At 72.7% G+C, this 22,853-nt stretch carries 14 protein-coding genes; 11 read left to right on the top strand and 3 right to left on the bottom strand.

Annotated features, from left to right (window positions below):
* Positions 1–38 precede the first annotated feature (38 nt).
* From BY998_RS19150 to BY998_RS19185, 8 genes are all read left to right on the top strand, one after another.
* Positions 39–1,406: an SWIM zinc finger family protein gene (locus BY998_RS19150; protein ID WP_110353244.1), complete on the top strand. Its 1,368-nt coding sequence runs from the start codon at positions 39–41 to the stop codon at positions 1,404–1,406.
* A complete protein-coding gene (locus BY998_RS19155; protein ID WP_110353246.1) occupies positions 1,406–2,989 on the top strand; it encodes a DUF5691 domain-containing protein in 1,584 nt (527 codons plus the stop codon). Before BY998_RS19150 ends, BY998_RS19155 begins: the two co-directional genes overlap by 1 nt.
* Positions 2,986–4,086, top strand: a complete 1,101-nt coding sequence (locus BY998_RS19160; protein WP_110353248.1) for an AAA family ATPase — start codon at positions 2,986–2,988, stop codon at positions 4,084–4,086. Before BY998_RS19155 ends, BY998_RS19160 begins: the two co-directional genes overlap by 4 nt.
* A gap of 8 nt (positions 4,087–4,094) precedes the next feature.
* Entirely contained in the window at positions 4,095–6,422 is a 2,328-nt protein-coding gene (locus BY998_RS19165; RefSeq protein ID WP_181425568.1) for a DUF5682 family protein, read from the top strand.
* Entirely contained in the window at positions 6,419–7,582 is a 1,164-nt protein-coding gene (locus tag BY998_RS19170; protein ID WP_110353250.1) for a VWA domain-containing protein, read from the top strand. Before BY998_RS19165 ends, BY998_RS19170 begins: the two co-directional genes overlap by 4 nt.
* Before the next feature lie 206 nt (positions 7,583–7,788).
* Positions 7,789–8,874, top strand: a complete 1,086-nt coding sequence (locus BY998_RS19175; RefSeq protein ID WP_110353251.1) for a YcxB family protein — start codon at positions 7,789–7,791, stop codon at positions 8,872–8,874.
* Positions 8,871–9,536, top strand: coding sequence for a hypothetical protein (locus BY998_RS19180; RefSeq protein WP_110353253.1), 666 nt, complete (start codon positions 8,871–8,873; stop codon positions 9,534–9,536). Before BY998_RS19175 ends, BY998_RS19180 begins: the two co-directional genes overlap by 4 nt.
* A gap of 62 nt (positions 9,537–9,598) precedes the next feature.
* On the top strand, positions 9,599–9,880 hold the full coding sequence (locus BY998_RS19185; protein WP_110353255.1) for a hypothetical protein: 282 nt from the start codon (positions 9,599–9,601) through the stop codon (positions 9,878–9,880).
* A gap of 97 nt (positions 9,881–9,977) precedes the next feature.
* On the opposite strand, the gene BY998_RS19190 is transcribed toward BY998_RS19185, so the two are convergent.
* Both BY998_RS19190 and BY998_RS19195 read right to left on the bottom strand, forming a co-directional pair.
* Complete coding sequence (locus BY998_RS19190; RefSeq protein WP_110353257.1) at positions 9,978–18,371, bottom strand: ExeM/NucH family extracellular endonuclease; 8,394 nt, start codon at positions 18,369–18,371, stop codon at positions 9,978–9,980.
* Between the two features lie 334 nt (positions 18,372–18,705).
* A complete protein-coding gene (locus tag BY998_RS19195; RefSeq protein WP_110353259.1) occupies positions 18,706–19,608 on the bottom strand; it encodes a LysR family transcriptional regulator in 903 nt (300 codons plus the stop codon).
* Positions 19,609–19,734: 126 nt separating this feature from the next.
* Here BY998_RS19195 and BY998_RS19200 point away from each other — a divergent pair, with 126 nt between their 5' ends.
* Positions 19,735–20,505 carry a glucose 1-dehydrogenase gene (locus BY998_RS19200; protein ID WP_110353261.1) on the top strand — a complete coding sequence of 257 codons (771 nt, stop codon included), beginning with the start codon at positions 19,735–19,737 and terminating at the stop codon, positions 20,503–20,505.
* Positions 20,506–20,767: 262 nt separating this feature from the next.
* On the opposite strand, the gene BY998_RS19205 is transcribed toward BY998_RS19200, so the two are convergent.
* Entirely contained in the window at positions 20,768–21,670 is a 903-nt protein-coding gene (locus BY998_RS19205; RefSeq protein WP_110353263.1) for a LysR substrate-binding domain-containing protein, read from the bottom strand.
* A gap of 125 nt (positions 21,671–21,795) precedes the next feature.
* Here BY998_RS19205 and BY998_RS24490 point away from each other — a divergent pair, with 125 nt between their 5' ends.
* Both BY998_RS24490 and BY998_RS19215 read left to right on the top strand, forming a co-directional pair.
* Positions 21,796–22,041: a hypothetical protein gene (locus BY998_RS24490; protein ID WP_181425569.1), complete on the top strand. Its 246-nt coding sequence runs from the start codon at positions 21,796–21,798 to the stop codon at positions 22,039–22,041.
* Between the two features lie 48 nt (positions 22,042–22,089).
* On the top strand, positions 22,090–22,842 hold the full coding sequence (locus BY998_RS19215) for a sulfite exporter TauE/SafE family protein (RefSeq protein ID WP_110353267.1): 753 nt from the start codon (positions 22,090–22,092) through the stop codon (positions 22,840–22,842).
* Positions 22,843–22,853 lie beyond the last annotated feature (11 nt).

Below are 22,853 nucleotides of genomic sequence, written 5' to 3' on the forward strand. Positions count from 1 at the left end.
CCTGTATCGATAGACGGACATTCAAGCCGCCCCGCCGCATGAGCCTGACGACTGCCCAGATCCTCGATCTCGCCCCCGACGCGTCGAGCCGCAAGGCCGGGCAGGATCAGGCGAAACCGCAGAAATGGGCCGGCCTCGGCCGGGCGGGCACGGTGATCTGGGGCGAGATCAAGGGCAGCGGGGCGAGCCCCTACCGCACGGTCGCGGATCTCGCCGGGCCGTCCTCGAAATGCACCTGCCCGAGCCGCAAGTTCCCCTGCAAGCACGGCCTCGGCCTGATGCTGGTCGACGCGAGCGCTCCGATCGCGGAGGGCGAGCCGCCGGACTGGGCCGCCGCCTGGATGAAGGGGCGCGAGAGCCGCGCCGCCGCGGCCGAGACCCGGGCGAAGGAACCCGCCAAGCCCGTCGACGAGCGGGCGCAGGCCAAGCGGCGTCAGGCCCGCGAGGACCGGGTCGCGGCGGCGCTGGACGAACTCGACCTCTGGCTGCGCGACCTGATGCGGCGCGGGCTCGCGGCCGCGCGCAGCGAACCCTACGCCTTCTGGGACCGCATGGCCGGACGCCTCGTGGACGGGCAGGCGCCGGGCCTCGCCCGCCGGGTGCGCACCCTGCCGGGGCTGATCGCGGCGGCGCCTCAGGCCGGCGCCCCCCGGCCGGAAGCTGCGCTCGGCCTCGGCCTCGGCCGGCTCGCCCTGTTGCTCCGGGCCGCGCGCCGCCTCGATGCGCTGTCGCCCGAACAGGCGGCGGGCGTGCGCGCGGCGCTCGGCTACCCCGTCACCGCCGAGGAGATGGCGGCCCGGCCGGACCAAGCCGACACCTGGGCGGTGCTGGCCCACGCCGTCGAGGAGGAGGACCGGCTGACCGCCCGCTCGGTCTGGCTCGTCGGCCGCGCCAGCGGCGCGCTGGCCCAGGTGATCGATTACGGAACCGCGGGCTCGCCCCTGCCGCCGGCGCCCGCTGCCGGCCAGGATTTTTCCGGCGCGCTCGCCTTCCAGCCCGGCGACCCGCCGCTGCGGGCGGTCTTTCGCGAGGGCCGCGCCGGCCCGGCCGCGGGCGCGGTCTTGCCCGGTGCGGCGAGCGTCGCGGCGGCGCGGGACGCCTTCGCCGACGCGCTGTCGCGCGCGCCCTGGCTCGAGCGCTGGCCGGTGCGGCTGGGGAGCGTGCGGCTCGGGCGCCTCGCCGCCGGCAGCGCGGCGGCCTTCGCGGCGGGCGACGAGACCGGCAGCCTCGCCCTGCGGGCCGAGCCGCGCCTGCCGAGCCTGCTCGCGGTGGCGGCGGGCCGCCCGGTCGACCTGTTCGGCCTCTACGACGGCTACGGCCTGAGCCCCCTCGCCCTGATCGCGGAGGGCCGCCTCTACGCGATGCCGGCGCAGGATTCGCAGCCCGTCCTGCTGCAGGTGGCCTGATGGACGCGACCGAACGTGCCCCGGACGGTTGGGAGCCGACGCTCGCCGCCGCGCTGCTCGGGGCCGAGCGCGCCCCGCCCGCGGCGCCCTCGACGCTGGCCGCCCTCGTCGCCGAGGCCGATCCCGGCGCCGCCCTGCTGGCGCGGCTCGCCGCCGAGGGCGCCCACCACCTCGCCGGCCTGGAACTCGGGCCGGAGGCGCTGGCGCCGCTGGAGGAGCGCGGCCGCTTCGGGCCGGACTGCCCGCCCGCCGCCGCGACGCGGCTCCACGGCCTCCTCACCCAGGGCACCAGCGCGCGCACCCGCGTCGAGGAGTGGTTCGAACGCGCCGCCGCAGCGGGCTCGCGCCCGCCCGCTTGGCTGCTCCAGGCCTTGATGCTCCAGCGCGGCACCCTGCCCGCCGCGGCGGAGGCGGTAGTGGGCGCCGAACTCGACTGGCTCGCCCGCGCCTGTGGCGAGGCCCCGGCCGAAGGAGGAGCTGCGGCGGACCCTTCGGACTGGACCGAGGGCACGGTGACCGAGCGGCGCGCCGCCTTCACCGCCTTCCGCGCCCGCGATCCGGAAGGCGCGCGCGCCGCCCTGGAACCGGTCTTCCGCAAGGAGAAGGCCGATGCGCGCGAGGCCCTGGTTCACGCTTTGGCGACCGGCCTGTCGGCGGCCGACGAACCCTTTCTCGAAGCCTGCCTCGACGACCGCGCCAACGGCGTGCGGCTCGCCGCGCAGCACCTGCTGCCGGGGCTTCCCGGCTCGCGCTTTGCCGAGCGTATGGCGGCTCGCGCCCGGGCCGCGCTGAGCGTCGAGAGCAAGCGCAAGCTGCTGGGCGGCACCACGCACAATCTCGTCGTCATCCTGCCGGAGGAGAGCCCGGAGCTGGCCCGCGACGGCGTCGAGGCCAATTCCTGGGAGCGACGCGGCGGCGGTGCCCGGGCCGGCCTGCTGCGGGCGATCCTGGCGCGCGCGCCGCTCCACGCCTTCGCCGCGCATCCGCCGCGGCTCTGGATCGAGCTGGCCCTGCGCAGCGAGTGGGCCGACCCGGTCTTCCACGGGCTGTTCTCGGCGGCCAAGCGCACCCTCGACCCGGCCTGGGCGGAGGCGATGGCCGACATCACGGCGGAAGCCTACGAGGGTAAGGTCACCGGCGTCCGCCGCACCAACGAGGTTCTCGGGATGTGGGCGGAGGCGCTCGACCTCCTGCCCGACGCCGTGTGGGAAGCACGGGTCGCAGGCCTGATCCGCGCCCGCAAGATCGAGGTGGTGCTGGCCGTGCTGGGCCAGGGCCCGGAGCATTTCTCGGAAGCCTTCAGCGCCACCCTGCTCGACTGGCTCGCCTTCGTCACCCGCGGCTCTGACGCCCTGCGGCGGGATCTCGCCAAGCCCTGGGTGATCGCCCGCCTCGGCGACCGGCTCTGGCCGGGTGACGACAGCGCCGCCGCCGCCGCCGCCATCCTGGCGCGCCTGCCGGAGGGGGACGGCGACCGCCTGCGCACGCAGCTCACGGGATTGACGAGCGTGCTGGAACTGCGCGCCGCGATCCGGCGCGACTTCCGACCGGAGACCACCACAGGGGGAACGGCTCAAGGATGACATCGACGAACACCGTCAAGGCCGCGCAGCTGCGCCAGGCCGCCGAGGATGCCTTCGCCGAGGAGATCGCGGCGCTCCGCGAATCCGACGACCGGCCGCGCCCGCCGAACTGGCAGATGTCGCCGCAGGCCGTCGTCACCTACCTGCTCGGCGGCAAACTCCCGTCAGGCTTCGAGGTCACCCCGAAATACATCGGCGACCGGCGCCTGATGGAGGTCGCGGTGGCCACGCTCGCCACCGACCGGGCCCTGCTGCTGCTCGGCGTGCCGGGCACCGCCAAGAGCTGGGTCAGCGAGCATCTCGCCGCCGCGATCTGCGGCACCTCGCGCCTGATCGTGCAGGGCACCGCCGGCACCAGCGAGGAGGCGATCCGCTACGGCTGGAACTACGCGCTGCTGCTGGCCAAGGGCCCGAGCCGCGAGGCGGTGGTGGCCTCGCCGATCATGCGGGCGATGAACGAGGGCCGCATCGCCCGCGTCGAGGAGCTGACCCGCATCCCCTCCGAGACGCAGGACAGCTTCATCACCGTCCTCTCGGAAAAGACCCTGCCGATCCCCGAGCTGAACGAGGAGGTCGCGGCCCAGAAGGGCTTCAACCTCATCGCCACGGCCAACAACCGGGACCGCGGCGTCAACGAGTTGTCGAGCGCGCTCAAGCGCCGCTTCAACACCGTGGTGCTGCCCCCGCCCGCCACGATCGAGGCGGAGATCGCCATCGTCGAGACCCGCGTCGCCGCGCTCGGGCGCGCCTTCGAGATTCCGGCCGAACCACCGGGCGCCGAGCAGATCCGCCGCGTCGTCACGATCTTCCGCGAGCTGCGCGAGGGCGTCACCGCCGACGGCAAGAGCAAGGTGAAGCAGCCCTCGGGCACGCTCTCGACGGCCGAAGCCATCAGCGTCGTCGGCAGCGGGCTGGCGCTCGCGGCGCATTTCGGCGACGGCCGCCTCTCGGCGCACGACCTCGTTTCCGGCATCGCGGGGGCCGTGGTGAAGGACCCGGTGCAGGACGCCATCGTCTGGCGCGAATACCTCGAGACCGTGGTCAAGGAGCGCGACGGCTGGAAGGATTTCTATAAGGCCGCTCGCGCGAGCGCGTGACCCGAGCGATGCCCGATATCCGCCTCTTCGGCATCCGCCACCACGGCCCCGGTTCGGCCCGCTCGCTCCGGGCGGCGCTCGACGCGCTCAACCCCGATTGCCTGCTGATCGAGGGGCCGCCGGACGCCGACGCGCTGATCCCCCTGGCCGCCCACGCGGCGATGGCGCCGCCCGTCGCGCTCCTCGTCTACCGACCGGACCGGCCACGGGACTGCGCCTTCTTCCCCTTCGCGGCCTTCTCGCCGGAATGGGTGGCGATGCGCTTCGGCGTCGCGGCGGGCGCGACCCTGCGCTTCATCGACCTGCCGCACGCCAACCAGCTCGCCGACGGCTTCGGCGCGCCGGACGCCCCGCCGGAGGCTGCGCCGATCGATGCGGAGCCGGTCTCCGAGGCGACCGAAGCGCCGTCCGAACATGAGCCCGCCCCGGCTGCGGCCGCGATCCGGCGCGATCCGCTCGGCGAACTCGCGGCGCTCGCCGGCTATCCGGACGGCGAGCGCTGGTGGGACGCGCTGGTCGAGAGCCGCGCGGGCGCCGACGGCGACGTGTTCGCTGCGATCCATGAGGCGATGGCGGCCCTGCGCGAGGGCGCCGAGACCGACCCCGACGACGCCTTTCGCGAGGAGGCGCGCGAGGCGCATATGCGCAGTGCGATCCGGCGGGCGGCCAAGGAGGGGTTCGAGCGCATCGCCGTGGTCTGCGGCGCGTGGCACGTGCCGGCGCTCATGCGCCACGATGCCAAGGGCCAAGCCACGGCGGACACCGCGACCCTGAAAAGCCTGCCCAAGACCAAGGTCGCCGCCGCCTGGGCGCCCTGGTCCTACGAGCGGCTGGCCTTCGCCTCCGGCTACCGCGCCGGGGTGCTCTCGCCGGAATGGTACGACACCCTGTGGCACCACGAGGGACGGGTCGCCGCCCGCTGGCTCGCCCGCGCCGCCGCCCTGCTGCGGGAGAACGATCTCGACGCCTCGCCGGCCTCGGTGATCGAGGCGGCCCGGCTCGCCGAGGCGCTGGCCGGTTTTCGCGGGCGGTCCCGGCCCTCCCTCGACGACCTCGATGAAGCCGCCCAGGCAACCCTGTGCTTCGCCGACCCGGCGCCGATGGGGCTGATCCGGCGCAAGCTCGTCATCGGCGAGCGGCTCGGCGCTACCCCGCCGGACAGCCCCGGCACGCCGGTCGAGGCGGATTTCGAGGCGCAGTGCCGGCGCCTGCGCCTCAAACCCGGCGCGGCGGCCGGCGAGATCACTCTCGACCTGCGCAAGGAGACGGATCTCGCCCGCAGCCACTTTCTCAACCGGCTCACCCTGATCGGCATCCCCTGGGGGGAGCGGCGGGAGGCGCGCGGGCGCGGCACCTTCAAGGAAGGCTGGTTCCTGGCTTGGCAGCCGGAATGGGTGGTGGAGCTGGTGGCGGCCTCGGCCGAAGGCGGCACGGTCGCCGAGGCCGCCGCCGGCCGGGTGCGGGTCCGCGCGCGGGAGGCGACCCGCGTCGCCGAACTCTCCGGCCTGATCGGCACGCTGCTCGACGCCGACCTCGCCGACGCCACGGCGGAGGTGATCCGCGCGCTCAACGACCGCGCCGCGGTCTCGGCCGACGTGTTCGACCTGATGGAGGCGCTGCCCCCGCTCGCCGAACTCGCCCGCTACGGCTCGGTGCGCTCCTCCGACACCGAACCCGTGCTCGCGGTGGTGCGGGGCCTCGTGCCGCGTGCCGCCGCCGGGCTCGTCGCCGCCTGCCAGAGCCTCGACGACGACGCGGCGGCGGCGGCCAAGGCGCGCATCGTCGCCGTTTCCGGCGCGGTGGCACTGATCGAGGAGCCCGAGCTGAAGACGGTGTGGCAGGATGCGTTGCGGGCGCTGGCCGATCAGGAGCATGTCCACGGCCGTGTCGTCGGCCGCGCCGTGCGCCTGCTCTTCGACGAGCGCGCCATCACGGCCGCGGAGGCCGGCGAGCGCCTGCGCCTCGCCCTGTCCCGGGCCTCCGGCGCCGTCCCGGCCGCCGCCTGGATCGAGGGGTTCCTGGAGGATAGCGGCACGGTGCTGATCCACGGGCGGGAGCTGCTCGCCGTGGTCGATGACTGGCTCTGCGGCCTCGACGCGGATCTCTTCACCGAGTTGCTGCCGCTCGTGCGCCGCACCTTCGCGACCCTGGCGCCGGCCGAGCGCCGGGCGGTCGGCGAGGCTCTGGCCCGGCCGGGCGGGGCTGGCCCCGGCGAGGCGGAAGGCGCGCAGGGCTTCGACGCGGCGCGCGCGGCCAAGGTCCTGCCGATCCTGCGCCTGCTGCTCGGCCCGGAGCCCGCCCGAACCGCGGACGAAACCACGGGAGACGCCGCATGAGCGCGAGCGAAGCGGAACGCCTGCGCCGCTGGCGCCTCGTGCTCGGCGGCGGGGCGGCCGAGGGCACCGGCTGCACTTTGAGCGAGCGCGACCAGCGGCTCGACCGGGCGATGGGCGCCCTCTACGATTCCGACCGCAAGGGGGGCCTCGGCGCCTCAGCGCCCTCCGTGCCGCGCTGGCTCGGCGACATCCGCGACTATTTCCCGGCCTCCGTGGTGCAGGTGATGCAGCGCGACGCCTTCGAGCGGCTCGACCTCAAGCGGATGCTGACCGAGCCGGAGATGCTGGAGGCGGTCCAGCCGGACGTCTCCCTCGTCTCGACCCTGATCTCGATGCGCGGCCTGCTCGGCGGCCGCACCAAGGAGACGGCGCGCCTCGTGGTGCGCAAGGTGGTGGACGCGCTGATGAAGCGGCTGGAGGAGCCCCTGCGCCAGGCCGTGACCGGGGCGATCGACCGCGCCAGCATCAACCGTCGCCCGCGCCACGCCGAGATCGACTGGAACCGCACCATCCGGGCGAACCTGCGCCACTATCAGGCGGAGTACCGCACCATCATCCCCGAGACTCGCCTCGGCCACGGGCGGAAAAGCCGCGGATCGCTCAAGGACGTGATCCTGTGCATCGACCAATCCGGCTCGATGGCCAATTCCGTGGTCTATTCGAGCATCTTCGGGGCGGTGATGGCCTCGCTGCCGGCCGTCTCGACCCGGCTCGTGGTGTTCGACACCGAGGTGGTCGATCTCTCCGATGAGATGGACGATCCGGTCGAGGTGCTGTTCTCGGTGCAGCTCGGCGGCGGCACCGACATCAACCGGGCGGTGGGATACTGCGCCTCGCGCATCACCCGGCCCGAGGACACGGTCTTGGTCCTGATCTCCGACCTCTACGAGGGCGGGGTCGAGGCCGGCCTGCTTGCCCAGGCCCAGCGCCTCGTCGGGGCCGGCGTGCAGGTGGTGGCGCTCCTGGCCCTCTCCGACGAGGGGGCACCGGCCTACGACCGAAGGCTCGCCGCGCGCCTCGCCGCGCTCGGCGTGCCCGCCTTCGCCTGCACGCCGGACCTCTTCCCCGACATGATGGCGGCGGCGATCCGCAAGCAGGATCTCAACGCCTGGGCCGCGGGCGCCGGCATCGCCGCCGTCCCGGCCGCCCATGACGGCTGAGCGGCCCCGACATCCTCGAACGCAAGTCCCGGAGTCTCGTCCTGCCCGTCGTCCCCGCCCTCTCCGGCCGCCCACCCGCTCCGGAGGCACCGCTCACTTTTGAGGCCCCGCTCACCTTCGCGCACCGGGTCACCGGCAACCTCTACGCGCAGAGGGCACCGCTCGCGGCGCAGCGGCGGCGCATCCTCACGCTTGGCCTGCCGCTGTTGTGGTTCCTGGCGCTGCTCGGGGCGGTCTCGGCCTGGGCGACCTCGGGCGGCCGGCGCAGCCTGTCGGCGCTCTGGCGCGACCTGCCGAGCTTCGACGGGCTGCCGCTTGCCGCCGGCCTCGGGCTCATCGCGCTCGCCCTGCTCACGAATTACGCGCTCCACCCCTGGTTCGCCCGCCGCCGGGTGCGGGCCCTGATGGGGCCGCCAGGCGGCGGCGGTCACGATCCCGGACCGGTCCCGGTGCGCTACCGTCTCGACGGGGCCGGGCTGATCCAGACCGCGCCGGATCTCGTGAGCTTCGTGCCCTGGCCGCGCATCGGCGGACTCGCGGAGGACCGGCACCACCTCTTCCTGACGACGGAGATCGGCGAGGTACCGATCGTCCTGCCCAAGGCGTCCCTGAGCGCGGAGACGATCGCGGGCATCCGGCGCTGGGTGGAGGCCTGCGCCGACCGGCCTGCCCCCGCCCCGCCGCCGGCCGAACCGGAGACGGGGCCCGATTCCGTGCGCGCCACGATGCGCCTGACCGCGGAGGAGCGGGTGCCGCTCATCCTGCGCAGCCTGGAGAATCCCTGGGCTCGCCGCGCCCGGCTCACCGGGGCTGCCGCGTGGCTCCTCGGCCTGTCCCTGCTCTATCCCGCCCTGCTCCTGATGCTCTGGGCGGTCGATCCCTACCGGGTGCCGCTGTCCGACGCGCTGCCGCTCTTCGCCGAGATGATCGCCAGCGACTTCTGGAAGCCCGCCGCCTTCACTGCCGTGGTGATCGCAGGGTTCTTCGCGGTCCACGCTTACGCGCGCCGCTGGTTCGCGGGGGATCTCGCCCGTCGACTCGAAGCCGAGGCGCCGCCCGGCGAGGCCGAAATCGCGATCGGCGAGACCGGCATCGTCACCGCGAAGGACGGGGCGCACGCGCATCTCGGCTGGCCGCTGTTCCGCGGGCGCGCGCGGGCCGGCGACCTGATGATCCTGCCGATGCGCTGGGACGAGGTCCTGCCCGTGCCGCTGCGGATCTTCGCGCCGGAGGCGCGCGCCCGCGCCGAGGCCTTGATCGAACGCCACCTCCCGGAGGTTCGCGCCCGATGACCGATCTTGTCCGCCTCGGCCGTGCGGCTCTTCTCCTGTCGTGCCTGCTCGCCATCGCCCCGGCCCGGGCCGAGGAGATGCCGAATTCCACCGATGAACCTGCTCCGGAGGCGAGCACCGACGGAGCCGAGCCCCTTCCGGGACCGACGACCCTGCGCCTCGACCAGGGCTTCGTGCTCGATCTGCCCGCGGGCTGGGTGCTGGAGGATGCCGACGATGCCGACGATGCCGGCGACGCCACCGGCCGGCGCGTCGTTCGGATCGTGTGCGAGACCCCGGCCTGCGCCCGCACCAAGGAGGCCTGCACCCTGCGCCTGCGCATGAAGGCGGTCGAGGGCGAGGACGACGCGGCCCGCCTCGCCGGACTCCACGCCTCGCCGCTCTCCCGCTACTTCCGCCTGCGCGCGGTCCTGAAAAGCACGAGCCCCGGCGCCTCCATCCGCCGCTCGTTCGGACCCGAGCGCCTCGGGACGCGCGACTGGATCGCCGTCGAGACCGAGGCGGCGCCGCGGTTCAAATCGGGTCTGTTCGCCGAGACGGTGGTCGACGGCCGCTATTTCGGTGCGATCTGCAAGACCTGCGAAACCGGCGCGGTCCGCCACGCCGCCGCGCGCGCCCTGCTGTCGAGCCTGCGGCGGGTGGAGCGATCCGCGGCGCGGTAGGCGCATCCGCGGAACACGGCGGTGCCGGCGCTGTTAACCTCGCCAAATCCGGGAGGAACAGCATGCGCATCATGGCGACGGCATCGGCGCTGACGGTCGCGACACTTCTGAGTGTCGGGACGGCGGAGGCGAAGGGATGCATCAAGGGGGCGATCATCGGCGGCCTCGCCGGGCATTACCTGGCGGAGCGCGGCGTGGTCGGCGCGGTGGCTGGCTGCCTGACCGGACGGGCCCTGGCGAACCGGCGGGCGCGGCGGGAAATCGAGTACGGCTCGCGCGTCCAGCCCCGCGGGGCCGGCTACGCGACCCCGCAGGCCTACCCGCGCCGGGACTACCGCTACTGACCGCCGGCCCGGCCCGGGGGACCGCCCGCGCCGGGCGTTCGGCCCGGGCGCCGGCGGCCCCCCGCGATCGGACGAACCGGTGCGCCGCGCGGCCTCCTCAGCCGAGGGTGCCGCCGCCGAAGGTGCCGTCCGCGAAGGGGGAGCGGCCCTCGTAGAGCCCGTATTGCAGGAAGTGCTGCATCGGGTCGATCTTGGCCGCCGCCACGTCGGTATAGGTCGAGAGGTAGGTCGAGGAGTCGAAGCCGGCCGAGGGGTCGCGGCCCTCTTTCCAGCCGTACTGGTCGTAATGGGTGAGCGGGTTGAGGCCCGCCGCCTTCACGTCGCCGTAGGCCGCCAGATAGCCCTTGGTGTCGAACACCGCGTTCGGGTTGCGGCCTTCCTTCCAGCCGTTCTGCTCGAAGTGGCGGGCGGCGAAGGCGAAGGTGTCGCTGCCCACGGCCGCCCGCGCCACGTCCGTGTTGGCGAGCAGGTAGTATTCCGCGTCGAAGCCGCCGCGGATGTCGGCCGACCGCCCGACGGCGTCGTGGATCGCGCGGCCCTCGGCTTGGCCGTATTCGAGGTAGTGCTTGAGCGGGTCGATCCCGGCCGCCTTCACGTCCGCGTTGGTGGCCAGATAGAACTCGTTGTCGAAACCGGCGCCGGGATCCCGGCCCTCCTTCCAACCCGTCTGGTCGTAGTGCTGGAGCGGGTTGACGCCCGAGGCTCGCACCTCCGGGTTGGCGGCGAGGTAGCCCGTCGTCGAGAAGAAGGCGTTCGGGTCGCGTCCCTCGCGGGCGCCGTAGGCGGCGTAATGCGCGTCGGCGTCCTGACCCGCCTGGAACACGTCCTTGTTGCGCGAAAGGTAGAACAGGTCGTCCACCAGCGGCTGGCCGTCATCGACCACGATCGTCGCGTCCGAGAACAGGTAGCGCTCGAACCCGGCGACGAGGTCGCGGCCTTCCGGCCCGGTGATGGCGGTGAAGCGGCCGGCTTCCTCGACGGTGACGGAGGCAAAGCTCGTGTTGAAGACGAGCGTGTCGTTGCCGCGCGCCGAGCCGGTCTGGCCGCCGATCAGGATGTCGTCGCCCGTGCTGTTGACGATGATGTCGTCGCCCGCGCCGCCCACGAGCCGGTCGTTGAAGGCCGTGCCCTGCAGCACGTCGTTGCCGCTCGTCCCGGTGCGGCTGACGCCGTTCTGGAGGATGGTGTCGCCGCGCACGGCGAGGTTCTGGATGCGGGTGTCGGCGGCCGGTCCCGTATCGGCCTGCCCGAACGGCGTCACGGCGTGGAACGCCTTGAGGTACTCGGCGAGCGCGTCCTGCTCGGAGCCCTGCGCCGCGAAGGTCGCCACGTTGGGCAGCGAGGTCGGCGCGGCGCTGCTCAGCGCCACCCGGCTCTCGCCGTAGGCCGGGAAGGGGTAGTTGTCGCCGCCCAGGCCCGGGGCGGTGCTCGTGCCCGCGGTCAGGAAGTCGAGGGTCACGGTGCGGATGCCGCGGTTCGGATCGCCGACGAACTGGCCGTCCCGGACTAGGGTGTCGAGGATGTAGCCGTCGGCATCGACGATCGCCGCCGAGACGATCCGCTGCCCCTCGCGGGTGACGTTGCCGTTCACGTCCAGGGTCTGGGCCTGCCGGGTCGCGTCGAACGAGAAGCTGATGCCGCCGATCTGCGGGAAGGCGCCGGGCGTGGCGCCCGGGGCGACGGAGGAGACGGCGTGTTCGAGCACCCGCTCCAGCTCGGAGGCCGAGACCGTGACGAGGGCGAGCGCGTTGTTGAAGCGCAGCGAGTTGGTGACGTCGAGCTGCGAGATGTCGCCGGCCGCCTTGCCCGCCGCCGGGTTGGCCGCCGGGGGAAGCTCGGCGGTGCCGCCGCCGGTGGTCGAGAACGAGCCGATCGAGTCGCGGATGCCGCCGCCGTTCTTGATCGAGACGGTGACCGCCCCGTCGAACTGCTTGGCGTACCAGAGGTTGGCATCCGCCGTGAGGTTGCCGAGGTTGGTCTCCTCGGTACGGACCTCGCCGCGGCGGCCTTCTAGGTAGACGCTGGAGCGGCCGAGGATGTTGCCGTCCTGCTGGCGGATGATGTCGGCGACGCCCGCGGTCTCCTGGATGCCGTCGTTGTTGACGTCGAGGCCCTCGATCACCTGCCGCACGAGGAATCCCTTGGAGCCGGGCGTGAAGGCGGCCGCGGTCGAGCCGTAGAGCTGCGCCACCGTGGCGTCGTCCACCGCGACGGCGCCGGAGGTGGCCGGGTTGATCGAGTCGCGGATGATGTTGCCCTGGTCGTCGAAGGTGACGTTGAGGCGGCCGACATAGGCGTATTCGGAGGCGGTGTTGACGAGCGCCAGGGTCTGGCCGCTCGCGTTGGTGAAGAATTGCGGGTAGCCCCCGCCCGCCGTGTCGCCGGGCAGGAGCCGGTCGTTGCCGTCGGCGAGCAGGGTGTGCGAACCGCCGCCGATCAGCACGTCGACGTTGCGCAGGAGCGGGGCCAGCGCCTGCTCGTTGGCGAGCTGTTGCAGGTGCGTGCCGACGATCACCTTGTTGAGGCCCGGATTGGCCGCGAGCACCCGGTCGACCTCGGCGTTGATCTGGCTCGCGAGGAGCGCGATCTCGTCGCGGCCGGTGAAGCCGTCGAGGGTGACGTTGCCCAGCGTGGTCAGCAGCGGTTCGAGCTGCGTGGTGGCGCCGATGAAGGCGATCTTCTCGCCGTTCTCGACGATGACCGTGGAGCGGGCGATCTTGTCGGCGCCCGTGCCGGTCTGGGTCGAGGTCGGGCCGGTCTGGGCGAAGGTGGCGAGGTCGCCGTCGCGGTGGACGAGGCCCGACAGGGCCGCCTCGCGGGAGAAGTTCAGGTTCGCCGACAGGTAGGGGAAGAGCGCGCCGACCCAGGTGTCGTCGGCCGCGCCGGCCGCCGTGCCGAGATTGGCGCCGATGATGTTGGCGACTTCCGTCGGGCCGGCATCGAACTCGTGGTTGCCGAACACCGCCGCCTGGACGCCGATGATGTTCTGGATGGTGATGTCGGCCCGGCCGGGCGAGGCGGCCAGCCGCCCGTAGGCGGCCGCGCCGGAGAGCCCGAAGAACTGGTTGTAGACCCCGTTATAGGTCGCCGCCATCTGCGGGTCGGCGCCCGCGATGAAGAACGGGCTCGGGATCCAGCCGTCGCCGGTCGAGAGCGTGATCGAGTTCGGCGTCGTATCCTCGAGCCGATCGACGATGGCCGCGAAGTTCGCCGCTCGCTGGGTCGCGAGCAGCCCGCCCTCCCAGTCGGAGGCGTGCAGGATCTGGAGCGTGTAGGTCATCGGTTTGGCCTGCTCGGTCGAGAAGTCGAGACGGTCTTGGGGGATGGCGGCCGAGGCGTTGCCGGCGGCGTCCGTGAAGGCGCCGGCCGGCACGATCACGTCGTAGGCGGTCCCGGGCCGCAGGTCGGCGCTCGGGTTGATCGTGACGGTGTCGCCCGCGATCGCGACCTGCGCGGCGTCGGCGACCGCGATGGTGCGCACGTCGCCCGCGCCGTCGGTGAGGGTGATGCTGCCGGTGCCGGCCCGGACCGCCTCGCTGAAGCGCAGGACGATGTCGGCGTTCACCGCCACCCGCGCGGCGTCGTCGGCGGGTGTCGAGGACACGAGGACCGGCGCGGTCTGGTCGAGGCGCAGGCCGACGAGGACCGGGTCGTGATCGGATTCCCGGGCGGGCGAGCGGCCGTCGAAGTAGCTGGGCGAGCGGCCGAAATCGAGGTTGTAGTCGATCGCGTCCGCCTCGTCGGCGTTGATGTGCCACTCGGTGACGCCGGTGACCTGCCGGTTTAGGCTCCCGCTGGCGAAGGCGTGGTCGAGCGCGCCGTAGGCCCCGTCGAAGACGTAGGAATAGGGGTTGGCGAGGCGGTCCTCGGCGAGGTTGGTGAACCTGCCCGCCTTGAGGATGTCGAGGGCATCCTCCTTGATGTAGGCGTTGAAGTCGCCGAGCAGGATCGTGTCGCTGTCGCCCGTCCCCGTCGGCCGCAATGCCACCCACTGGGCGAGTGCCGTGGCCGCCAGTTCGCGCTGCTGCTGCCAGCCGCCCTGGCCGTCGCCCTGGTCGGCATCCGCGCCGGTGCCGGCACCGCTCTTCGACTTGAAGTGGTTGATGATTGCGGTGAAGTCCTCACCCGTGGCGATCTCGTTGAAGGTCACCGCGAGCGCGGCGCGGCTGGTATTGGCGCCGTTGTAGATGTGCCCGATCGTGCTCTGCTGCAGCAGGGCCGGGTTGAAGGCCGCCACGTCGGCGTCGTCGAGCCGCTCGATCGTGGTGTTCATCGCCACGCTGACCTTGCTCGGCTTGTAGATGAAGCCGACCGCGATCGCGTCGCCGCCGAGGAATTGGCCCTGATCGAGCTGGACGCCCGGATTCACGTAGGCGTAGGTGCCGGCGCCCGCGCGCAGGTTGAGCTGCCCGACGAGGTATTCCAGCGCGTTGCCCGGGTCGCCCGGGCGGAACTGGTTCTCGATCTCGGTCAGGCCGAGCACGTCCGCCCCGGTGCCGATCAGGGTCGTGACGAGTTTCTCGGTCTGCCGGGCGAGTTCCTCCGGCGCGTTCGCGCCGCGCGGCGCGAGACCGATCGCGGTGCGGGCGGCCGAACTGGTGTCGAGGGTGGTGAAGTAGTTGAGGACGTTGAGGCTGCCGACCTTGAGCGTGCCGCCGACCGGGTCGGGCTCGGCGGGGCGCGGGTTGGCCGCGACGAAGCGGTTGTCGCCGTCGTCGATGGCCCGCACCCGGTAGGCGCCGGTCGGGCCGAAGCCGAGGGTACCGGTGAGACCCGTCACGGTGTCGCCCATGCGCGGGGCGCTCGCCGTGCCGTAGGTGGGGCCGAAGCCGTCGAGATTCTCGATCGGCTGGTTCTGGGCGTTGAGGCCGTCGTCGTAGGTGATCGAGCGCGCCGCCGTCTGGGCGAGATAGGCGGCGTAGGCGGCCGCGTTCGGCTCGAACTCGTTGGTGAAGGTCTCGGTCCGTCCGCCGGCGGCGAGGCGGATCTCGTTGAAGCGGTCGAGGTTGAACTGCTCGGTGATCGTCAGCGTCTGAGGCAGGCGGACCAGCATGCCCTCGTAGCGCTCGAGGTCGGGCTGCGCGGTCGTGCCGGTGCCGATCACTCCCGCCGCCGGCAGGTCGACGGCGACCGCCGAGGCTTTGACCTCGGCCGGGCTCAGCGCGCCGACCCGTACCACCTGGATCGCCGCCGCGTTGGAGACGGTGATCTGGGTCTCGCCGTTGAACTCGGTGACCGTGCCGATGACGCGGACCCGGTCGCCCTCGTTCACGTCGACGAGGCGGTTGCCGGTGCCCTCGTAGACGAAGACGCCCTCGGAGGTGAGCGGGTTGCCGTCCTGATCGGCCGCCTCCTCCTGCAGGTGGAAGCCGCCGAGGTTGCGCCGGGCGTCGCCGTCGCCGTTCTGGAAGTCGCCGACGACGATCGCCTCGACGATCACGGTCCGGCCGACGAGCGGGCTCGCCGCGCCCGCGCCCTGCACCGCCGAGATCAGGGTCGCGTCGTCGTTGACGATGGTGCCCGTGGCGGTGCCTGCCGCAGCGCGCACGGCGGCGGCGATGCCGGGCTGGTCCGAACCCGCCGTGCGTAAGGTCAGGGCGAAGGTCTCGTCGGCCTCCGGCACGGCGTCCGCCTGGACGCGGACGCTGATCTGTGCGGAGGCGGCGCCGGCGGGAATGGTACCCGCAATCGTCAGCGGAAGGGCCGGCGCGCCGGAAAAGTCGGCGGCGTTGGCCCCGTTGGCCCCGTTGGCGCCGCTGCCCGTGAGCTCGGCGGTGAAGGTGATGGCGCCCAGGGTGCCGTTGCTGCGCTCGACCGTGAAGGTGAACACGGTCTCGCCCGCGTCGCCCTCGGCCCGGCTCACCGCGAGCGAGTTCGCGGAGAAGGCGACCTCCTGGGTGAAGCCCCGGGGCAGGGCCGCGTAGAGGACGACGCCGCCATTGGCGACCTCGTTGGCACTGACGAGGAGCGGCGTGCCCGTCGGGTTGCGGTCGGCGGGGATGAAGGTGAGCACCTCCGGGCCGAGATCCGTGGTCGCGCCCGGCTGGGGCGGGACGTAGGAGACGTAGGACGCGTTGGCCGGATCGGTCACGTCGTAGACGATGACGCCGCTCTGCCGCTCCAGGCCGACGAAGGCGTAGGTCCGCCCGTTGACGGTGCCGATCGTGATGCCCTCGGGCTCCGGCCCCTTGTTGTCCGAGCGGTCGTCCGGGGTGTTGCCGGTGACCTGATCGTTGTTGAACCGCTCCGGCGCGATCTGCGCGAAGATCTTCTCGAACTCGCCGCCGGTCTCGCGCACCTTGGTGATCGTGCCGTCGGCGTTCTGGCGGAAGATCGAGATGCCGCGCCCGCCCAGCGTGTGGAGCTGGTCGATGACGCCGTCGCCGTTGGTGTCGCCCGTGCGCAGCAGGACGTTGAGGCGGGCATAGGCCGGATCGGCCTTCAAGGCCTGAAGCTCCGGCGTGAGGCGGTTGTTGGCGATGCTGCTGAGGCGCGCCACGTCGCCCCCGTCGTCCACGCCGCCGATGACGCGCTGGTCGCCCTCGTTGGCCGTGACGAAGTAGGTCGCGCCGCCCGTCGAGAAGCTCGCCAGCGCGTCCGGCTGGAGCAGGCCGTAGATCGGCGCGTTCGCGGGCGTGCTGGCGATGCGGATCGCCGAGCCGCCGCCGGCGCCGTCCCGGTCGGAGGCGTCGAACTCGTTGCCCGCCAGCGAATGGTTCACCGACCCGAGTGGCTGGATCGCGATGGGGGCCGTGCCGGGATTGGCCAGATCGATGACCGCGACGCCGTTCACCTCCTGCAGGGTGACGTAGGCGAAGCGGTTGTCGGGGGAGATCGCGATGTATTCCGGCTCGATGTCGGCCGCGGCCGATTTGCCGGGGGTGAGGGCGAGGCCGCGGGCGCGCAGGGCGTCCTCGCTGCCGTTCAGGCCCTCGAAGCCGACGGTGGCGACGACCGACGCGGCGGCCGCGCCGCCCGACACGTCGATGATCGAGACGCTGCCGACGGGGTTGCTCGCGGCACTCGCCTGCTCGCCCTCGTTGGCGACGAGGAGCCGGGTGCCGTCGCGGGTGAACACGATCTGATCGGGGCCGATGCCGACGGGAATCGAGCGCAGCAGGGTGCCGGCTCCGTCGAACAGGGCGACCCGGCCCGGCTGGTCGCCCGCCGCGTCGGCATAGGCCACCGCCACGATCCCGTTCGAGACGGCGACCGAGTTCACCGCCCCGTAGCGCTCGAGGCCCGCGAGCGCGATCTCGCCGGTCTTCTCCAGGCCGCCCGCCGAGGAGATCGCCACGATCTCGATGCGGTTCTCGTTGGTGTTCTGGATGTAGAGCCGGTTCGCGGCGGCGTCGTAGGCCACGACCTCGGCGTTCGGGGACGCGGCGGTCGCCGGATCGTTCGTGGCGGCGAAGGCGCCCAGGCGCACCAAGTTGAGGGCGTTGCTGGCGACGGGGGCCGCCGTGGCGGTCGCGCCCGAGAGCCCCTGCAGGGAGGGGGCGGTGTCGTAGACCGTGACGCCGTTGATCCGCAGCCCGGCATCGTCGTTGAGGAGGGTGCCCGTGCCCGTGCCCTCGCCGTCGGCGACGCTCGCCCCTCTGACGTTCCGCACGGCGAGGGTGAAGCTCTCGGACGCCTCGTCGAGCGTGTCGCCGATCAGGTCGACCGTGACGGTGGTCCGGCTCTCGCCGGCCGCGATGGTCAGGCCGGTGAGGCTGCGCGCCACGTAATCCGTGCCGGCCGTCGCGCTGCCGTCGGCGGTGGCGACGTCGAAGGTCACGCCGCCCGTGGGGGCCGGTGCATCGAGGGAGATCGTAAAGGTGAGTGGGGTGCGCCCCGCATTGCCCTCGGCGGCCTGGACGTCGTTGATCGACAGGGCGGACAGGACCTGCTCGGGGGTGACCGTGAAGGCCGCGTAGCTCCGGTCGCCGACGCGGCTCGCGTCGTCCTGGCGCCAGGAGCCGGCGGAGCCGATCGCGGCGAGCAGCGACTCGCGCGTGCCCGTCAGCGGACCCGCATAGGTGCCGTTGTCGGCCGGCAGCGCGATCGCGGTCCGGCCGAGCACGAGGCCGGGCGGCAGCGCCGAGGTGCTGGCATTGGTCGCGTCGGCGGCGAAGCTGGCGTTATCGTCGGCGAAATCGATGGCGTAGAGGAAGGTCGGGTTGGTTGCCGGCCCCTGATAGGCGATGATCTGATCGCCCGAGGCGTTCAGCGCGAAGTTCGCCGCAGTGAAGACGGGGGAGATCGGGCCGCCCGCCGTGGCGTCGGTGGTCGGGCGGATCACCGTGCCGGCCGCGAGCGCGGTCGGGGCCGTGTAGGTGTAGCTGCCCTCGCCGCCGCGGAAGCCGCCGACCGCGGTCCAGCCGTTATCCGTGAAGGTGATCGCCGTCCCCGCCTCGATGTCGCGCAGGACGACGAAGGCGAAATCGTCCGGATTGTCCGCATCGTACCCGACCAGCGCGATGTCGCCGGCGGCAAGCGAGGTGGCCATGTACGACTCCGGACGGCTGTCGCGGGCCGGTCTCGGGACGGCCCCTGCGCAGCGAAGCAGAAGGATCGGTCGCGGGCCGGATCGCGAGCACGCGCCGCCGTTCGCGATCACACCGGGACAGTGGTGATCGCGGCACGGAGACGGAGTGTTTCGGCGGATGGCCGGCCCCGCTTTCCGCTACGGTCGCCACATCACAGGACTGTGAAACTTTGCCGGCTGCTCGCGATTTCCCTGCGTCTCCGCAGATCAGCGTCCCCGCCGATCGACTGTTGCAAGTCTTTCGCCCGCGCGCCGAACCCGCTCTTTGCCGGCGCCGACTTTCGATGAACCGGCGCTACGGCCCCGACGGCCGGTAGCGCAGAGCCTCGACCAGGACGGCGAAGGCGGCGGCGTGCTGACGCCGGCTCGGATAGTACAGGTGATAGCCGGAGAACGGCTCGCACCAATCCGCCAGAACCCGCTCGAGCCTGCCCCGGGTCAGGTCGTCCTGCACTTGGTCCTCGGGCAGGTAGGCCAGCCCGAATCCGGCCAGGGCGGCGCTGCGGATCAGGCGCAGGCCGGTGAACACGAGAGGGCCCTCGACGCGCAGGTTGAGGGCGCGCCCCCGCCGCTCGAACTCCCAGGGGTAGTGGTCGCCGCGGGTCTGGCGGCGCAGGTTGATGCAGCGATGTGCGGTCAGCTCCTCGGGACGCTCGGGCCGCCTCCGCCCCTCGAAGTAGGCCGGCGCCCCGACGACGGCCATGCGCATGTCCGGGCCGATGCGCAGGGCGACCATGTCCTTCTCGATGTGCTCGCCGATGCGGATGCCCGCATCGAAGCGGCCGGCCACGATGTCCGTCAGGCTCTGGTCGGTGACGACCTCGACGGTGATGTCCGGGTAATCCGGCAGCAATCGCTCCAGGGTCGGCCAGAGAAGGGTTTCGGCGGCGTGTTCGGGCGCGGTGATCCGCAGGGCGCCCGCGGGCCGGTCGCGCAGGGCGGTCAGCGTTTCCAGCCCGGCCTCGATCCCGTCGAGGTGAGGACCGATCGAGAGGAGAAGGCGCTCGCCGGCCTCGGTCGGGGCGACGCTGCGGGTGGTGCGCGCCAGGAGCCGCAGGCCGAGCCGCGCCTCGAGATCGCGAATCGTCTGGCTCAGGGCCGGCTGCGACACGCCGAGCCGTGCGGCGGCGCGGGTGAAGCTGCGTTCCCGGGCGACGGCCCGGAAGGCGAACAGGTCGTCCAGGCTCTCCCGCGCCATTCATCCGTCCTGCTTATGAGCCCGTGCTGGTTTTAGCAGCTAATCCCTCGCCGGCGCAGGCCTTAGCTCTTCCGGAAGCGGCGCGGACGAACCTCCCGCCGCGGCGGAAGCAGGAAGGCGGACGGCATGACGCGCGACGGACGGGCAGAACTCACGGGCAAGGTCGCCTTCGTCACGGGCGCGACGGGCGGCATCGGCCGCGCGACGGCCCTGGCCTTCGGCCGGGCGGGCGCCAGCGTGGCGGTCGCCGACCTGGCGGAGGAGGGCAGCCGCGAGACGGCGCGATTGATCGAGGCCGAGGGCGGGACGGCGCTGGCCCTGTGCTGCGACGTGACGCGCTCGGACGACGTGAAGGCCGCGTTGGACCGGACGGTCGACCGGTTCGGCGGACTCGATCTCGCCTTCAACAATGCCGGCATCGAGCAGCCGGTCACGGCCATGGTCGATCTCGACGAGGCGGAGTGGGACCGGATCGCCGCGGTCAACCTTCGGAGCGTGTTCCTCTGCATGAAGCACCAGATCCCGCTGATGCTCGAGCGCGGCGGCGGCGCCATCGTCAACACGTCCTCCGGCGCCGGGGTGAAGGGCATTGCCGGGCAGGCCGCCTATTGCGCCGCCAAGTTCGGCGTGATCGGCCTCACCAAGGCGGCCGCCCTCGACTATGCCGCCCGCAACATCCGGGTGAACGCGATCTGCCCCGGCATCATCGATACGCCGATGATGCAGCGCTTCACCGAGGGAACCCCGGAAGGGGTGGCGCGGGTCGTGGCTCAGGAGCCGGTCGGACGGATGGGCCGGCCCGAGGAGATCGCGGCGGCGGTTCTCTATCTCTGCTCCGAGCCGGCGGCCTTCGTCATCGGGCACGCCATGGTCGTCGACGGGGGGCAAACCATCTGACCCGATTTTGGAAAAACAATCCGTTTCCATCGTTTCTGTTTCTTGGCGCTGCGGCGGAGCCTGGAACCGGATGTCGGCGTCCGGCTCGTGAACGGGTTCGCCGTGGCCGGTGAGCTGCACCGCGACAGGCGCCGGGGCGTCGAGGGGCTGACCTCGCGCCTGTCGGGCCACATCCCCGACGACCGCACCTGATGACGAGCGACGCGGCGCTGAAGGGGACGGTCCCGCAATCGACGCGCGGCGCCTGAACCCGTGGCGGTGTTCAGGCGGGCGCGGCGCCCAGATGCGCCGCGAGATGCTGCACGAGGCTGCGGGCATGGGGCGGCAGGGCGGCGATGCTGCGGGCGCACAGAGTCAGGCGCCGCAGGGCCCAGGGCTCGTCGATCGCGATCGAGCGGATTGCCATCGTCTCGCCCGCGCGCCGGGCCGCGGCCTCGGGCACGATGGCGACGCCCACGCCTCGCTCGACCATCCGGCAGACCGCGTCGAGCCCGTTCAGGCGCACCCTCAGCTTGAACGGCCGGCCGGCCCGGGCCGCGTGCGTGGCGAGATGGGCCTGGAGCGCCCGGTTGTGGCTGAGGCCGACCAGGGGCTCGTCCAGCACCTCCCGGAACGCGACGCCGCTTCGCTGCGCCAGGGCGTGCCCCTCCGGCACGACGAGGACGATCCGGTCGAGGCAGAGCGGCAGGGTCTCCAGGGCGCCGAGATCGGTGGTGTCGGCGACGATGCCGATATCGGCAAGCCCCCCGGCCAGCGCATCGACGGTCTCGCGGCTGGTGCGCTCCTCCAGGTCGATGTCGATGGTCGGGTGGGCGGCGAGGAAACCGGACAGCGCGTCGGGCAGGAAGGCCGCGACCGCCGCCGTGACCGACAGCAGCCGGACATGGCCGCGCAAGCCGTGGGCGTACTGGCCGAGTTCCCCGCGCATCTGTTCGAGCTGGCCCAGCACGAGCCGGGCGTGGTGGACCACGGCGAGGCCCGCGGGCGTCGGCCGCACCCCGCGGGGATGGCGCTCCAGCAACGGCACGCCGCCCGCCAGCTCCATGCCGCGGATGCGCTCGCTCGCCGAGGCGAGCGCCAGCCCCGCCCGGTCGGCGCCGCGCGTGATGCTCTCGGCCTCGACGACGTGGAGAAACAGGCGCAGATCGGTCAGGTCGAAGCGCATGCCCCATGCTTCCAGCGGAAGGCGGCTTCGGGCAAGGGCTTCGGGCAAGGGCTTCGGCTCATCCGAAGGCTATCCGGGGCCACTTCCGCATTGTCGCGGGCCGTCACCATGCCAGACTTGAGGTCATGGCACGCAATGCACACACGACGACGCGCCCGGGTGTCGGCCTGCTCGAAGGCGCGGCGCTCCTCCTGGCGGCCGTGACCGCTCTGACCGCCCTCGCCCGCTCCGAAGTCGCCGCACCGGCCTGCGGCGCCGCGCTCGCGCCCCTCCCGTCCTCCCAGGCCGGACCGGCAGCGCGCGCATCCGCTGCCGCCGCGGAGCCGGCGGATGACGGCGCCCGGTTGCGCGACATGCTGCTTCACGACTGAGCCGAACCCCCTCCCCCTTCCGCGTCATTTCGAGCCGCAGGACCGCCCATGTCCTTCACCCTGGACCCGCTCTCCCTTGCTGTCGCCGCCTCGGCCTTCCTGCTCGCCGGCTTCGTCAAGGGCATGGTCGGGCTCGGCCTTCCGCCCGTCGCCATGGGCCTCCTGAGCCTCGTCATGGCGCCGGTCCAGGCCGCGGCGCTGCTGGTCGTGCCCGCCTTCGTGACGAATGTCTGGCAGCTGGCGGCCGGGCCCCGCTTCGGCGTCCTCCTGCGCCGGCTCTGGCCGATGCTGGCGGCGAGCGTGGTCGGTACGCTCGCGGCGGCCGCGATCCTGCACGGCCATTACGGCGCCGAGGCCACCGTCTTCCTCGGCCTCGCCCTGATCGCCTACGCCGTGGTCGGCCTCGCCGCCCTGCGGCTGCACGTTCCGCCCGCGGCGGAGCGCTGGCTCGGCCCGCTCGTCGGCGTCGCGACGGGGCTGGTGACGGCGGCCACCGCCGTCTCCTCCTTCCCCTCCGCCCCCTATCTCGGCGCGCTCGGGCTGACCAAGGACGACCTGATCCAGGCCTTGGGCCTGTCCTTCACGGTCTCCACCCTGGCGCTGGCGGTCGCGCTGGCGGGCGGGGGCGCCCTCTCACCGGGCATCGCGGGCGTCTCGCTGATCGCACTCGTCCCGGCGCTGCTCGGCATGGTGCTCGGCGGCTGGGTGCGGGGCCGGGTCAGCGAGCGGGTGTTTCGGCGCTGCTTCTTCGTCGGCCTGCTGGGGCTCGGCCTGCACCTCGCCCTGCGCCCGCTCTTCTGAGAGCCCGCCGG

The sequence above is a fragment of the Methylobacterium sp. B4 genome (assembly GCF_003201865.1).
Taxonomy (GTDB): Bacteria; Pseudomonadota; Alphaproteobacteria; order Rhizobiales; family Beijerinckiaceae; genus Methylobacterium.

What these genes read in the sequence shown, in the direction of transcription:
- BY998_RS19205 (WP_110353263.1), bottom strand. Translation starts at nt 21,670, where the DNA reads ATGCGCTTCGACCTGACCGATCTGCGCCTGTTTCTCCACGTCGTCGAG.
- BY998_RS19185 (WP_110353255.1), top strand. Translation starts at nt 9,599, where the DNA reads ATGCGCATCATGGCGACGGCATCGGCGCTGACGGTCGCGACACTTCTG.
- BY998_RS19150 (WP_110353244.1), top strand. Translation starts at nt 39, where the DNA reads ATGAGCCTGACGACTGCCCAGATCCTCGATCTCGCCCCCGACGCGTCG.
- BY998_RS19155 (WP_110353246.1), top strand. Translation starts at nt 1,406, where the DNA reads ATGGACGCGACCGAACGTGCCCCGGACGGTTGGGAGCCGACGCTCGCC.
- BY998_RS19165 (WP_181425568.1), top strand. Translation starts at nt 4,095, where the DNA reads ATGCCCGATATCCGCCTCTTCGGCATCCGCCACCACGGCCCCGGTTCG.
- BY998_RS19200 (WP_110353261.1), top strand. Translation starts at nt 19,735, where the DNA reads ATGACGCGCGACGGACGGGCAGAACTCACGGGCAAGGTCGCCTTCGTC.
- BY998_RS19170 (WP_110353250.1), top strand. Translation starts at nt 6,419, where the DNA reads ATGAGCGCGAGCGAAGCGGAACGCCTGCGCCGCTGGCGCCTCGTGCTC.
- BY998_RS19195 (WP_110353259.1), bottom strand. Translation starts at nt 19,608, where the DNA reads ATGGCGCGGGAGAGCCTGGACGACCTGTTCGCCTTCCGGGCCGTCGCC.
- BY998_RS19190 (WP_110353257.1), bottom strand. Translation starts at nt 18,371, where the DNA reads ATGGCCACCTCGCTTGCCGCCGGCGACATCGCGCTGGTCGGGTACGAT.
- BY998_RS24490 (WP_181425569.1), top strand. Translation starts at nt 21,796, where the DNA reads ATGGCACGCAATGCACACACGACGACGCGCCCGGGTGTCGGCCTGCTC.
- BY998_RS19215 (WP_110353267.1), top strand. Translation starts at nt 22,090, where the DNA reads ATGTCCTTCACCCTGGACCCGCTCTCCCTTGCTGTCGCCGCCTCGGCC.
- BY998_RS19160 (WP_110353248.1), top strand. Translation starts at nt 2,986, where the DNA reads ATGACATCGACGAACACCGTCAAGGCCGCGCAGCTGCGCCAGGCCGCC.
- BY998_RS19180 (WP_110353253.1), top strand. Translation starts at nt 8,871, where the DNA reads ATGACCGATCTTGTCCGCCTCGGCCGTGCGGCTCTTCTCCTGTCGTGC.